This window comes from Pectobacterium zantedeschiae, assembly GCF_004137795.1.
Lineage (GTDB): Bacteria > Pseudomonadota > Gammaproteobacteria > Enterobacterales > Enterobacteriaceae > Pectobacterium > Pectobacterium zantedeschiae.
Map to the genome: position 1 here is coordinate 2,718,777 of NZ_NWTM01000001.1, position 13,329 is coordinate 2,732,105.

Sequence of the window (13,329 nt, forward strand, 5' to 3'; positions counted from 1 at the left end):
AAAACTATTGCGCCAGCAGGCGAACCACTCGCACCAGCGCGGGCGATGCCATAATGGCGATAATCGGTGGCAAAATCAGCGCCATCAACGGCACGCTCAACTGCGCAGGCAATTTCCCGGCCTTCTCTTCCAGCCCCAAAATCAGCGTTTTACGGCTTTCATCTGCAATCGTACGCAGCGCCTGAGACAGTGGGGTTCCGTAGCGCTCCGCCTGAATCAGCGTCGCCACCATACTTTCAATCTCGCTGACCCGTGTACGTTCCGCCAGATGCTTCATCGCCAGCGTACGATCCGACAGGATCTGTAATTCGGCAGCGGTGTAGTGCAATTCATCCGCCATTTCCGGTGAAGATAGCCCTAATTCCTTCGATACCACCTGCAACACGCGTCCGATAGGCAGCCCAGCTTCGGCGCAGACCACCATCAGATCCAGCGCGTCCGGCACCGCACGCGCCAGTTTTTCACCCCGGCTTGCCGCACGCCATTTCAGCCACCACTCCGGCACCATGGAGCCGACAAAGAAGCCGATGAGTCCTGCCGCTACGCCTGTCAAGCCAGCACGGTCGGCAGGCGGTAGCCATCCCCACACCAGAGCGATAGCGAGCAGCGCCCCAGCGGCAAATTTCCCCATCACCAGCCAGCCCACCGCTTCGTTACGGCGAAGCCCCGCGAGATCCAGCAGGCGGCGCAGATTGCGGCGATCGCGATCCGATCCCGACAGGCGTTCGCCCTGCGCGGCGAGAGGCTGCAACAGCTTTTCCAGCAGGGGAGATAATGTGGTTCCCTGGCCTCTCAGGATGTTTTCCTGAGAGGCCGCCTCTATAGAGGCGCTGGGCAGATGCCCGCGCATGCGAATTTCCAGCTGTTTATATTGCTGCACTTTGTGCTGTGTCCGCGCCAGATAAATCCCGGCTACCATCAACACTAACGCCAGCAGCAGTAAGGGATCGTCAAAAACAGTCATGAGTGGCTCTCCCTTTACCCTATCCGTTTAACCATAACGTGCGTGATCAACATACCGACCGAGACGCTACACAAGGCGTAAATCAGTACCGTTGTCCCCACCGGATCGGAGAACAAGAAACTGAAATCCTCCGGCGATTTAATGTACAAATAGGCCAGACAGCCAGGGAACAGCGCGGCGACAATCTTGGCCGATGCGCGCGCTTCAGACGTCTTGGATTGCACTTTCAATTGCAGTTCTCGGCGGTCACGCAGCGTCGCAGACAGACGTTCCAGCGTTTCCCCCAGTCGTCCACCGGCTTCCTGATTGATGATCAAAATCACCACAAAAAAGCGGTACTCAGCCATCGGTACCCGCGTCGCCGAGGCCTGAATCACCTGACGCAGTGGAATACCGAGTTTCAACCAGTGGTCAATCGTCTTGAATTCATTCGCCAGCGGCCCAGTCAGGTGCTCGGCGACAATCGCAAAGGTATTCGCTACTGGCACCCCCGCACGGCAGCTGCGGGTAATCGCATCGATCGCTTCCGGCAGGCTTTCACGCAGCGCCTTCAGATGCTTTTGCAGCGTCGAACGGAACAGCAGCGTGCCGATGCTGACAAACAACAGCAGCGTAAACATCAGCCCCATCGTGAGGGGCAACAGGGTACGTTGCCCCAAAATCATGCCGAGTATCAGGCTGACCGCTCCCAACGAGAGAGAACGCTGAAGCAGGTTCTTTTTCCAGCCGATGAACGTCATTTGCGCCCAGAGGATCGCCATCCAACGCCCAATCACAGGGACGCCCATCAACGGCGTTTTGATCTCGTCACGCAGGATCGAATCAGAGGCAACTGCGGCGGCCGATGGGCTGACCTCGTTTAAAACCTGCTGCCAGCGCTGCTCACGCTGTAGACGGCGCTGACGTGATTTTCTCCAGGCGTTGGCTGCCAAAAGCAGCGCCAGCACGCTGAGGAATACCAGTAGCGTGACCAGGTTTAGGCGTAAATCACTCATCGGCGTCTCCTCAGTTCATCATTGCGCATCAAACAGATGCGCTTTATCGCTGTAGAACTGTGGGCGCTGAATGTGCTGAACATATTCACCCGTCAACAGACCCTGCCCATCCATCCCCTGAATGTTGAAGCTGAACAGATCCTGAAGTTGGATCACTTCATTCTCCATGCCACACACTTCGGTGATGGACACCACACGACGCATGCCATCACGCATACGTTCGATCTGCACGATCAGGTGAACCGCGCTGGCGATCTGGCGACGGATCGCCATCAGAGGCAGCTGCATGTTCGCCATCATCACCATGTTTTCCAGGCGCTGTATTGCGTCACGCGAGGTATTGGCGTGCACCGTACACAGCGATCCATCGTGACCAGTGTTCATCGCCTGCAACATGTCGAAGCTCTCGCCGCCACGTACTTCACCTAAAATGATACGGTCGGGGCGCATACGCAGGGCGTTACGCATCAGATCGCGCTGATCGACGCGACCAGTGCCTTCCGCGCTGACCGGACGGGTTTCCAGTCTTACCACGTGTTCTTGCTGCAATTGCAGTTCGGCCGCATCTTCAATGGTGATGATGCGATCGGTGCTGCCGATCTTCTGCGATAGCGCATTCAGCAAGGTGGTTTTACCCGCGCCCGTGCCGCCGGAGACAATCACGTTAACGCGTGCCTGCATCGCTTTGTTCAGGACATCCGCCATCGCGTAGGACATGCAGCGGCGCTCTGCCAGCATTTCCAGCGACAGATTGCGGCGCATAAATTTACGGATTGAGATCGTGGTGCCGTCGATCGCCAGCGGATAGGTGATCACATTGACGCGGCTGCCATCGGGCAAGCGGGCATCCACCATCGGGCTAGCTTCGTCGATACGGCGTCCCACTGCGGCGGCAATACGCTGCGCGGTGTTAAACACATGTTCTTCATCGATGAAGGTAATCGGTGACAGCTCCAGTTTGCCAAAGCGCTCGACAAACACCTGACCCGCACCGTTGACCAGAATATCGTTGACGGTGTCATCCGACAGCAGCGGCTGGATCGGCCCAATCCCCGTCATCTCGTCCAGCATTTCGGTCGCGATGGCCTCCTCTTCCTGTCGAGAAAGCTGCAACCGTTGCTCATCACAGATGCGGCGGATCACCGTTTCGATCTGCACCAGCAGTTTGTCACGTCCCATCATCGCCGCTTTACCGGCATCGATCTGATCGTAGAGCTGTGCGCGAATAATCCGACGCTGGCTGTTCCGGTTGTCAGTCTGGCGGGCTGCGGGCGCGGCTCCAGAAGACGTGTTCGCCGTTGGCTGTGTGCGATTCTCCGCAGCTGGACGCGTTTTCAGTTCTGCCACGTTGGCAGCAGGCGCGGCCTGAGGCGCACTTTTCCCTGCTTCACTTTTTTGCAGGTTATTCTTACGAATCAACATGTCCGTAACCCTAAAATAGTCTTTAACCCTTTGAAAAACGGCGAACGCTTAACATCATCAGGCGCGTTTTAACCAACGCGAGAACCAGCGTTTTTCAGCTGGTTTGGCACGCACGCCACAGGCCAGATCGACCAATTGGCGCAATCCCTGCTGGAAAGCGGGAGCCGCAGCCAGATTCAATGCGCCAAGCGCCAGACTCTGCGCTAGCGCGTGACCCGCATTCGGCAGCACGACATCAATCTTCCGGCCGGTAAATTGTTCAAACTGGTCGCGACTTAACGGCGCAGTTGCAGCAAAACGACTCTGGTTATGCACCAGCAACAGACGCTGCCCTTCGCTTTCGTCACCGATTTCATTCAGCACACGCCGCACATTACGCGCATCCTGAAGCGTCAATTCCGTCACGATAATGCGTAGATCCGCGTAGGTCAGTACGTCCAGCGCCCCGGTCGGATAGCTGCTAGGCAGATCCCAAATCACCTGATTGAACATACGGCACAGCGCACCACCGAGATTCAGCACGTTATCCACATCAACCTGACTTAATTCGCCCAGCTCAGGCTTCTGCGCCAACAGGTGCAAGCGGGTATCCACCCGTAACATGGCACGCTGCAACAGTCGGGTATCCAGTTCCTGAGTCCCCAACACCGCAGCCAGACCCGCGTCATCGGTTTGCCCTTGCAGCAGCAGTTGGTCGCCGTTACGACGGTCAAAATCTACCAGCGCCACCGGTAAATGGCGTTCGCCGGACAGCAGGCGGCTCAGCCCCATCGCTACAGTGCTGGCACCACTTCCACCGCTGGCGCCGACAACTGCAATAGTTCTGCCCATCCGGGCATATTCTGGTCCCGCCTGTTGGCCTTCACACTTCGCCAGCGTTGTCGCTAGCAGATCCAGCGTGAGCGGTTTCACCAGGTAGTCCACCACGCCCGCCTGAAGCAGCGCGCGGTATAAACCAACATCTTGCTCTTTGCCTATCGCAATAACCTGACTGGTGGGGCCGCAGACACTTAGCAATTCTTCCAACGCAGGAAGCGGCCAGTGCGCCCCTTCCAGATCCACCAATAAAATGCGCGGCGGTACATTGAGTTCGCACCATTGACGGGCGGCTGCGATACCGCCAGACATCACCGGCACATCAGGCTGCTTCAGGCGAGTAAAGAGATCGCTGATATCGGCCACATCGCGTACATCATTGGCGAACGCGACCAGCGGCAGCGCCAGTTCTTCACCATCGTTAGGGGTAATTTCACTCATGGAATGTCACGCCCTTAATCTTCTTCAAAGTTAATGTCGATGAGCTCTTTCACTTCACCTTTGTGATAGCGTTCGATGCTATTGACCGCCGCCACGCCATCCGCATTGTCCAGCGCTTTCGCCTGAATCAGATCGCGTGGTTCAGCGACCATCATCGCCAGGTTGTTTTGCGTGGCGCAGCCGAGAGAACCAATCGCCTCATAGGGGTTCACCATCAGTTGATTTGGGTCATTGATCGTGCAGCGAGTAGTTTTGACGACCAGCGCCTCGGAGATCACTTCCAGATCGCCAGACTGTCCGCTTGCCGTAGAACGACGCATCTGTTTCACATTCTGCGCATTGGCACCGGCATTTTTCAGCACCGTCGCGAGTCGCCCCGCCATCTGCTCGCCGCTCGCGCTATGTGGGATAAGCGTTAGCGTCTGCGCGGATAACCGGCCCTGATCCTTTAGCATGATATTGAGCTGTTTAAGGGATTCGGGCAGAAAGCCCCGTCCGTTCGGTGCAACCAGCAGCGGCACGGCCACTGATGAAGGCTGGACGGCGATCGGTTGCAGAGCAGGCTGATCAAAGCGCTGCATACGTACATCATTAATCGGCTTATTCCATCCGCATCCTGCCAGCAGAAAAACGGCGGTTAGCACTGCCGCACGCATGTGCAGCGGGCGAAACGGAGGGTGGTTGCTGTTGATCGTTTTCATATTTTATTTCCCCTCACGAACTCAGTAGAGATAGCCGATAGACGCAGAGCGTGGCATGGATGAGTCCAGCATTTTTACGCCTTGTCCCGGCGTCTGAAGATCGCCTGCATTAACCGGTTCAACCACATAAGCGGTCGCGATAATCACCAGTTCCGTTTCTTCCTGACTGGTGGACTCGCTTTCAAACAGGCGGCCAAACATCGGGACGCTGCTCAGTCCCGGCACGCCGTTGATGGTCTGGCTACCTGCGCTACGCAGCATCCCCGCCAGCGCAAAACTCTGTCCGCTGGCCAGTTCAACCGTGGTATCCGCACGACGTACCGTTAATGCCGGAATACGCGATCCGCCTTCCAACTGTACGGAACCTACGTCCGTGAGTTCACTGACTTCCGGCGCAATGTGCAGACTGATACGATTGGCAGACAGCAGCGTCGGTGTCATACGCAGAATCACACCGTAGGATTTGTAATCGATGCTGACGCTGTTGTTGGTGATCAAGACGATTGGCACTTCACCACCCGCAGCAAACGCAGCGGTTTCCCCCGACATCGCCGTCAGGTTGGGTTCGGCCAACACGGTTGCCATGCCCTGCTGGTTCATGGCGGTTAACAATCCACTCAGTCTGGAGCGACCGAAGTTCAGGAAGCCCGTATCTGTTGGGTTAGAGAATCTTCCGGTCGCGGCATTAAACAGATTAAGACGCGAACCGCTGCCCGCACTCATGTTGCCACTTCCCGTGCTCAATGATGCGGCCCAGTTGAACCCGAGTTCGCTGGTCAACTTGCGGGACACTTCCACCACACGCACCTGAATATTGATTTGCGAAGGCGTTTTGATTTTTAGCTGGTTGATCACTTTGCCGGAGGATTCGCTGGAACCAGGCAGTTTTTCGCCACCGCCTCCACCGCCGCCCCCCTGTCCTCCACCTGAGGACGCACTGATATAAGCCTGTATGCTGTCGATGACGCGCTTGGCATCCTGCGGCGTATCAACGCTGCCGCGCACAATCACGCCGCTGGGAATCGAGGCTTCCAGTTGAATATCCGCACCGGGGAATTCACGCTTCATGCGTTCACCCAGCGCTTTCAAATCATGTTCAGACACCAGACGAATGGCATTGATGACATTGCCATTTTCATCCATCGCATAGAGCGTGGTGATACCGACACTTTTGGCGTAAACAAACAGGTTACCCGGCGAAGGCAGTTCAAAACTGGCAATATTCGGATCGGCCACCAGTACGCTATCCGGTGTATCAGCAAGTTGGAGTAACCGTCCCTGATTCACCGTTAGGCGAACCTCATCAGTAATAGGCGCTGTAGATACCCCAGCAGCTAGCGTGGTCACAGGTAACATCATCGTCGTTAGCGCGACAGGCAATACCGTATTAAACAGGCCAGCGGCCAGCAATCGTTTGCACGTACCCCGAAAGTCCGATTTCAAAAACAGCGAAAACATCGTCATTTACTTAATTTCCGTAATGGGCTTCATTGTTCTATGAGCAGCTCGCGGCACTCCGCAGGCTGTCAGATTGCGTATTCGTCCTATCGGGATGGGAACGTCACCACGTCTTTTTGGTCACCGCGATACGTTTTCACTTTGTGACCGCCGGCTCCAGCGGATAAGGCACCATAGATATCCGTAGCCTGTGTCACCGTGGTTACTTCAGAAGGCACAGTCGCTAAATCCCCTGCTTTATCCGTCGTTGCGCCACGCAGAGACAGATGCAAAACACCCAGTTCTTTGGCAACGGCCAACATCTCAGCCTGCTTCGGTGTCACTTCCAGCGTGACGGTTTGATAAGTCGTAGAACGTGAGCGAGTCCCCGCCGCAGACTCGCGGCTTTTCGCTGTAGCATCAAGCACAGCCCCATCTTCCGACGTATCAAAGCGTGGATATATCGGCGTACTGGTTTTATCGTTCATCGCCAATACACGTAAATCACGGACTATCGTTTGTGATGCCAACAGAGGCATCACAACGGGTTGGTTACGGCTTACGGGTAACTCTGACTGATCGTCTCGTTTCATGCTAAGGATCACATCAACACGATCGCCCGCTGAAACTAACCCGGCATTGCTCGCAATGGCGCTGGTAGGAACGGAGATAGCACGCATGCCTTTGCCCAACACAGCAGCGACAAAGCCCGGCTCATTCGGCTTCACAACAACATTATTGTTAAGCCATGTCCCTTCCTTCACGGTTTGACGCAGAGTTGCGCCAAATAGCAGAGACTGACTATCCTGGCCACGAACGAAGTTAAACGTACGGGAAACCGATTCATCAGTGGTCTGCCAACGCAGCGAAGTAGAATCAATGAAATCACCAGGATGCAGATCTTTCGCCGCCACCAAAACAGCGGCTTTTTCCGGCGTTTTAACCACCACCGGAGGCGGTGCTGGGGGTTCAGAAGAGAGATGGCTACGCACCATCAGCGCAACAATGCCTGCCAGCACGAGTGCGCCTGACAGTACGTATGTAGAGTTCACTTTCATTTCAACTTGCCTACCCTAGCGTGTGTGTCTTAAAGCTGCGACAGAATTAAAACAAGGGAAAAATCAGGACATACATCGCACCGAACGCGATGGCAACGCCGTAAGGTATGCCTTGAGAAAGGTCGGCGGGCAACGCAGGTGGCATAGGCAACCGACTCTTGAATACCCGGTTGGTGGTTTGAATGCCCATTGCAACTGCGGTGGGTACGACATTAAGCAGAGGCAAACTGAGGGCCAGAACACCGCCAGCCAGCGCCGTCACCATGACGAAAACAATCTGGTGCCCTTGCCCAACCCACAGGCACAGTACACTCATCAGCTTGACATCCCCGGCACCTAATCTGCCGGTGAGGAAAAGCAAAAAACCCACAACCAGTACTGCCGCCGCGCCTGGCAGCGCCCATAGCGTTTTCTGTAGTGCCAACATATCTAACGCACCGGATTGCAGGACACGTGAAGCGCTGAAGAACAGCCAGCCCAGCAATAAAATCAATACCGCCTGATTCGTGATTTTGCGTACTAACAGATCGGTACTGATACACCACAGCAGGCACCCCATCAGCAGTGCCGTCTGCAGCCAATGCGTGTAATCCGCCATCTCGTGCTTATTTCGCTGCGCCGGATGTACCACCGCTGGTGCCCGTGCCAGTAATTTGATCGGCGATCTGAGTGAATTTTTCATTCAGCGCTTTTACGAAAATACCATCGCCACCGAAAATCGCGCCGATAGCCGCAGCCATTGCCGCCGCAAGAATGCCGTACTCGATCGCCGTTACACCGCTCTCGTCACGCAGGAAAGAACGCAATTTTGCTTTCATATTTTTCATAGGAAGACTCTCTAATCCGCAGCCAAAGAAATCATGGCCTACTCAGGATCGGGGGGCGCCATGATGATAATAAGATTAATAATGAGACTTATTATCAAACACCGCAAGCAGCAGAACATTAATATTCGTTAATCTTTCCATACAAAAAATTATCAATATAAATCAATAATTAACATAAATTTCGTTGCGGATAAAATTAATAAATATTCATATTTTTTGCAGGGATATTCATAAAAAATAAGAGAAGATCGTCGTGGTAAACGGAGTACAAACCACTTACCACAAGTCGTATTTATTGTGAGAAAAAAGGCATTAACAGCGATTAAGACACAGATAGACGTTCAACCCCGGCTCGGAAGAGTCCAGATAGAGCTTGCCACCGTGTAGATCGGTAATCGCCTGAACCAGAGACAACCCTAATCCATAGCCGGACTGAAACCAGGTATCCAGCCGTTGAAAACGCTGCAACGCTTTAGCATGAAGTGCAGGCGGAATTCCTGGGCCACGGTCAGCAACACTTAGGGCGATCCAGCCGCGATAAAGCGTCACACTCAAGGTGATGTATTTCCCCTGTGCTGCGTATTTCAGCGCATTTTCCACCAGATTCGCCAGCGCCTGAAACAACAGCGCACGGTCACCAAAAAGCTGGATTCCGGCTTTGATTTCAATCGTCAAGCGGCAGCCGCGCGTTTCCGCTAGCGGTTGATAATATTCGGCAATTTCTTCCAGCAGCTGGCGCGCCTCAATATTCTCAAACTGATGCACGCAGCGTCCGCTCTCAATTTCACCGATGCGCATCACGGTACGGAACAGCCCGAGGATCTTATGTACCTCATCCACCGCCAGATTCAATTCATCACGAATATCGTTATCCAGCCCGGCGCGCTCCGTCAGATTAAACAGGCGATTTTGCAGATGCGTCAGCGGGGTACGCAGTTCGTGTGCGACATGGCTCGATGTATTGCGCACCTGTTCCATCAAGCGCTCAATCCGCTCCAGATTCTGGTTAATATCAGCGCTCAGGCTGTCAAAATCATCGTCGTAGGGCGACAACGGCATACGCACCTGCTGCTCACCGCTGCTGTAGCGGTGCAGCGCCGCGCGGATTTTCTCCACGCTGCGCAAGCTACGTAAGCTGAAATGGCGGCTGACAAGCAGGCAGAAGAGCAACACGATAAACAATCCAGCCCCTGCAACAAGCGGGATCGTCCTCACTCGCTCTAACATGGGCCGAATGTTGTAAGCGGTAAACAGCACGCCTCCGTCATCCAACATGACGGATAAACCGATTAGATTGGGATCGTCTGGGCTGGAAATTTCGGTTTTAAGACAGCTGACATCCATCTGGCAATCGGTATGCTGGCGCATTTCCAGAGGATGTGTGTTGACAGAATCGGGGGTTAAAGGATGTGTTCTTAGAGGATGATTGTGATACAGAATATCACCCTGTTTATTCATCACCAGAAACAGTGGTAATTCATCACCTTTCGCTCGATTATCCTGTCGTAATTGCGCAATCAGGCTATCGGCATTCGTTAAACGCGACTGCATCGAGTAATCGTAAATATTACCCAGAATAACTTCACGGACATGTGTTCGAATCAGTGTTTCGCTTAATGAACTGAAACCGACAATACACATCAGCATCATCAATAAGAACAGAAAAACAATGGTTATTGCCTGACGAAAATTAGAGGTGCATAAAAAGTCGGGGTATTGGCTTGCCCCAAGTAATTGCCAATGTTTTATTTTTATCTGCCAGCGCTGCCCCAGCCTCTTTATTTTTATTTTATTCAGCGTGGCTGCCAACATCTGTTTTGTCCTTATCTACCGCGCCTAATGCGTAGCCCATCGCTCTCAGCGTTTTAATTAATGGACGAGGGAATCCTTTATCAATTTTCGCCCGCAACTTTGACATATGAACGTCGATCAGATTGGTCTGCGGATCAAAATTATAGCCCCATACCCGCTCTAACAGCATCGTACGCGTAATCGCCTGCCCAGGATTTTCCATCAATATAATCAGTAACTTGATCTCTTTATCGGTCAGGTCGATACGCTTACCGCCACGCCATGCTACACGCTGCATACGGTCAAGTTGCAGATCTTCAAAAGTCAGCATAGAAGGATTATCGACATGACGTTTACCGCGTCGCGCCATAATATCCAGACGTAATCTAAGCTCATTAAAATTAAAAGGCTTACCGAGATAATCTTCCGCACCAAGCTCCAGTCCCATCACTCGATCGACATCACGATCCAGCGCCGAGAGCAGCATAATAGGTGGATGACGTGACCCTTGTAATTCACGTAATACCGTAAATCCATCCATGATGGGGAGCATTCTGTCTAACAGAACGACATCATAAACTTCATCCTTGATCGCTTTTAATGCGTGTGCGCCATCGTGAACCATTCGGCAAGAATGGCCATGGGAATGTAATTTAGACCCGAGCCAATGGCACAGCACAGAATCATCATCAACCACTAATACACGCATAACTTTCCCCTATAAACGTGGCTTATTACCTAATTAATTCAGGGTTAATGTCCGTTTATTTTTAATCCGGTCCTTCAAACAGCCATTCACCCCACACGGTTCTGATACCGTGCAGGCCGTTTTTTACTTCTGTTTTTGCTTCCCAGCTTTTCGTTTATGACTTCTCTACTTCTAGACTTTCTATTTATGAGAATTGTCCTACGGATAATAACAATCATTATCATTTAGTGACAAGCAGTTTACAATCACCTGACACAGTTCTGAGACTGGACGTATAAAAAACATCCCCATCGCTTACGCCATGGGGATGTAGAGGAAGGAAAGAGAAAAGAAAGAAATCAACGCAGTAGCAGGAAACGCCTCACTGCGCCTTACTCATTTTCGATCAGGAGTGCTTCCATCAGGTCGAGATCGCGCAGCATTTTTTGCAACGTTTCATTGCTGATCTGCTGGGTGGCGCGTAAGTGATACAACTCTGCACGCTCTGAATTCAAGGCAGTCAGGCGAAAACGCCGCTCCAGATCCTCAATCAACATACCATTTTCAGGATCGTCTTTATTAATTAACCGTCGACGTAGATTACCGATGACGCGCGCACTGACTTCTTTCAGCACCTGTTCATCAATGTTTTCCTCTCGATCGGCTGCCAGACGTTCCTCCATTTTGTGCATGCTTTTGATCGCCACTTCCGCCACGGCCATACGTGCCATGCGGATTTCTTTGGCATGCGCCGCCTTGTCCGCCACCACCACACCGCGCAGCAGAAACGGTAGCGCCAATACGCCACAAAGCAGAGAGAACAAAATAACGCCCGTGGCGATAAACACCAGTTGATAGCGTGACGGGAACGCCGTGCCATCAGTTAGCAACAGCGGAATAGACAGCACACCCGCCAGCGTAATCGCCCCTCGGACGCCAGCAAAGGAAGCGATCCACAGTTCACGCGTAGAGAACTCGGCGAAAACCATCGGGCGCTTTTTTTGGATGTGCGTGCTGTATGTTTTCATCACCCAGAGCCAGCTGAAACGTAACAGCAATAAGGCACCATAGATGATCGCAATATCGGTAAACAGCATCCAGGTTTCAACCGTTGGGTCGAGTTCAGCCTGCGTAACAGAGGTTTCCAGAATGTCCGGTAATTGCAGACCCAGCATGATGAACACCATGCCGTTGAACACAAACTCCAGCATCGACCACACGCCGTTGGCACGCATCCTCATCGTGAGTGGCGCGCTACGAATCACACCCGACTGGCCAATCGTCATCCCCGCCGCTACCGCAGCCAAGATGCCCGATACACCAATGTGTTCTGCGATCAGATATGATGCAAAAGGCAGCAGCAATAACAGTACGATCTGCGTTGCGGCATCATCGCCACTCCAGCGGCTGATAACGCGCAGCGATTTACCGAATATCCAGGTCACACCGACGCCCGCCAACAGCCCGCCCAGCGCTACCTGAATAAATTCCAGCGTCGCACCGGAAACCGTAAACACCATAGTCCCCATCGCAATAGCGACAGCAAACTTCAACGACACCAAGCCGGACGCATCGTTCATCAACGCTTCGCCCTGCAAAATGCCCATCAGTTTTTTCGGAATACGATCTTCACCGACGATACCCGACAGCGCGACGGCATCCGTCGGCGACAGCACCGCAGCCAGCGCAAAAGCAGCAATCAACGGCATTCCCGGTACCATCCAGTAGATGAAATAGCCGATGCCCACCACGGTAATCAGTACCAGAACCAGCGCCAACCCAATAATTTCCCGGCCGTGTCTCAGGAACTCACGCGTAGGTGTTTTCCAACCGTCGGCAAACAGCAGCGGTGGAATAAAAAGCACCATAAACAGCTCAGGATTGAAATCAACATGCAACCCGAACTGGGGCCAGGCGAGGATGGCGCCCAGCGCGATTTGCATTAAAGGCAGAGGAATTTGAAAAGGTAAAATGCGGGTAACTACCCCGGACAGGGATACAACCAGGGTCAAAATAAGAATCGTAAAAAATATTTCCATGCTTTCCTTAGACGTACTCCTAAATCAAAAAATTCTGCCTGCGAGCGCGTGAACTGCCCTTCCATATTTAACGCATTTAGTCCGGTATGAAAATGGATTTTTAGCTGAAAAGCCGAGATTAATAACAAGGTTGATTATCACACAGAAAAC

The 13,329-nt window shown here is 53.0% G+C and carries 12 protein-coding genes; all 12 read right to left on the reverse strand.

What is annotated here, in order from left to right; all coding sequences use genetic code 11:
- Positions 1-4: 4 nt before the first annotated feature.
- Positions 5-964, reverse strand: coding sequence for a type II secretion system F family protein (locus tag CLR69_RS12235; RefSeq protein ID WP_129712772.1), 960 nt, complete (start codon positions 962-964; stop codon positions 5-7).
- Positions 965-978: 14 nt separating this feature from the next.
- Complete coding sequence (locus tag CLR69_RS12240) at positions 979-1,959, reverse strand: type II secretion system F family protein (protein ID WP_129712773.1); 981 nt, start codon at positions 1,957-1,959, stop codon at positions 979-981.
- Between the two features lie 18 nt (positions 1,960-1,977).
- Entirely contained in the window at positions 1,978-3,381 is a 1,404-nt protein-coding gene (locus CLR69_RS12245; RefSeq protein ID WP_129702895.1) for a TadA family conjugal transfer-associated ATPase, read from the reverse strand.
- Positions 3,382-3,438: 57 nt separating this feature from the next.
- A complete protein-coding gene (locus CLR69_RS12250; RefSeq protein WP_129712774.1) occupies positions 3,439-4,638 on the reverse strand; it encodes a CpaE/TadZ family protein in 1,200 nt (399 codons plus the stop codon).
- A 14-nt stretch (positions 4,639-4,652) separates the two neighbouring features.
- On the reverse strand, positions 4,653-5,339 hold the full coding sequence (locus tag CLR69_RS12255; protein WP_129712775.1) for a CpaD family pilus assembly protein: 687 nt from the start codon (positions 5,337-5,339) through the stop codon (positions 4,653-4,655).
- A gap of 21 nt (positions 5,340-5,360) precedes the next feature.
- Positions 5,361-6,803, reverse strand: coding sequence for a type II and III secretion system protein family protein (locus CLR69_RS12260; protein ID WP_129712776.1), 1,443 nt, complete (start codon positions 6,801-6,803; stop codon positions 5,361-5,363).
- Between the two features lie 80 nt (positions 6,804-6,883).
- Positions 6,884-7,834: a Flp pilus assembly protein CpaB gene (cpaB, locus tag CLR69_RS12265; protein ID WP_129712777.1), complete on the reverse strand. Its 951-nt coding sequence runs from the start codon at positions 7,832-7,834 to the stop codon at positions 6,884-6,886.
- A 46-nt stretch (positions 7,835-7,880) separates the two neighbouring features.
- Positions 7,881-8,432: an A24 family peptidase gene (locus CLR69_RS12270; protein ID WP_129712778.1), complete on the reverse strand. Its 552-nt coding sequence runs from the start codon at positions 8,430-8,432 to the stop codon at positions 7,881-7,883.
- A 7-nt stretch (positions 8,433-8,439) separates the two neighbouring features.
- Entirely contained in the window at positions 8,440-8,661 is a 222-nt protein-coding gene (locus tag CLR69_RS12275; protein WP_010295686.1) for a Flp family type IVb pilin, read from the reverse strand.
- A gap of 312 nt (positions 8,662-8,973) precedes the next feature.
- Positions 8,974-10,473, reverse strand: coding sequence for a sensor histidine kinase (locus CLR69_RS12280; protein ID WP_129712779.1), 1,500 nt, complete (start codon positions 10,471-10,473; stop codon positions 8,974-8,976).
- Positions 10,451-11,161, reverse strand: a complete 711-nt coding sequence (locus tag CLR69_RS12285) for a response regulator transcription factor (protein ID WP_010285248.1) — start codon at positions 11,159-11,161, stop codon at positions 10,451-10,453. The genes CLR69_RS12280 and CLR69_RS12285 overlap by 23 nt, the downstream gene beginning before the upstream one ends.
- Positions 11,162-11,532: 371 nt before the next feature.
- Complete coding sequence (locus tag CLR69_RS12290) at positions 11,533-13,179, reverse strand: Na+/H+ antiporter (protein ID WP_129702888.1); 1,647 nt, start codon at positions 13,177-13,179, stop codon at positions 11,533-11,535.
- Positions 13,180-13,329: the final 150 nt, after the last annotated feature.

Coding starts and splice junctions, on each gene's coding strand:
- CLR69_RS12235 (WP_129712772.1), bottom strand. CDS start 964: ATGACTGTTTTTGACGATCCCTTACTGCTGCTGGCGTTAGTGTTGATG.
- CLR69_RS12240 (WP_129712773.1), bottom strand. CDS start 1,959: ATGAGTGATTTACGCCTAAACCTGGTCACGCTACTGGTATTCCTCAGC.
- CLR69_RS12245 (WP_129702895.1), bottom strand. CDS start 3,381: ATGTTGATTCGTAAGAATAACCTGCAAAAAAGTGAAGCAGGGAAAAGT.
- CLR69_RS12250 (WP_129712774.1), bottom strand. CDS start 4,638: ATGAGTGAAATTACCCCTAACGATGGTGAAGAACTGGCGCTGCCGCTG.
- CLR69_RS12255 (WP_129712775.1), bottom strand. CDS start 5,339: ATGAAAACGATCAACAGCAACCACCCTCCGTTTCGCCCGCTGCACATG.
- CLR69_RS12260 (WP_129712776.1), bottom strand. CDS start 6,803: ATGACGATGTTTTCGCTGTTTTTGAAATCGGACTTTCGGGGTACGTGC.
- cpaB (WP_129712777.1), bottom strand. CDS start 7,834: ATGAAAGTGAACTCTACATACGTACTGTCAGGCGCACTCGTGCTGGCA.
- CLR69_RS12270 (WP_129712778.1), bottom strand. CDS start 8,432: ATGGCGGATTACACGCATTGGCTGCAGACGGCACTGCTGATGGGGTGC.
- CLR69_RS12275 (WP_010295686.1), bottom strand. CDS start 8,661: ATGAAAAATATGAAAGCAAAATTGCGTTCTTTCCTGCGTGACGAGAGC.
- CLR69_RS12280 (WP_129712779.1), bottom strand. CDS start 10,473: ATGTTGGCAGCCACGCTGAATAAAATAAAAATAAAGAGGCTGGGGCAG.
- CLR69_RS12285 (WP_010285248.1), bottom strand. CDS start 11,161: ATGCGTGTATTAGTGGTTGATGATGATTCTGTGCTGTGCCATTGGCTC.
- CLR69_RS12290 (WP_129702888.1), bottom strand. CDS start 13,179: ATGGAAATATTTTTTACGATTCTTATTTTGACCCTGGTTGTATCCCTG.